At 39.1% G+C, this 412-nt stretch carries 1 protein-coding gene; it reads left to right on the top strand.

From position 1 onward, the window contains the following. Window positions 1-11: 11 nt before the first annotated feature. Window positions 12-257, top strand: coding sequence for a hypothetical protein (locus AACS98_RS05910; RefSeq protein WP_066377310.1), 246 nt, complete (start codon window positions 12-14; stop codon window positions 255-257). Window positions 258-412 lie beyond the last annotated feature (155 nt).

Below are 412 nucleotides of genomic sequence, written 5' to 3'. Positions count from 1 at the left end.
AGGAGTCTATCATGGCGTTTATTGCTGTTAACGAATTACGTGCTACTGGCTCAGAATTGTTCCAAGATGCTGAAAGCTTCCTCAACGAATTGAACAATCTTGATGATTCTGTTCATGGTGGTAACTATTCTAAAACCACAAATGGCGTTTTAGACTTAGCTGAAAAGGGATTTGAGTTCGGTGTCATCACCTTCGGTATTGATGCGATTGGCCATTTAGCTAAGTCCTTCAGTGATGCTGGAAATGGTTGGTACTAATCATTTCCGGTTATTGCTGAGTAATTGATGAGCTAATAGCTCTGTTGAAATGTTGGCATGAGCGATTAAGTTAGATGAAATTATCCAACTTAATCGCCAGCAGCTTCTACTAAATTTAGACATTGTTTTAGGAGTCTATCATGGCGTTTATTGCT

Source organism: Anabaena sp. CA = ATCC 33047, from assembly GCF_963870205.1.
GTDB lineage: Bacteria > Cyanobacteriota > Cyanobacteriia > Cyanobacteriales > Nostocaceae > Trichormus.
Note: the sequence above shows the minus strand (reverse complement) of the source record. Positions and strands in the feature narration are given on the sequence as shown.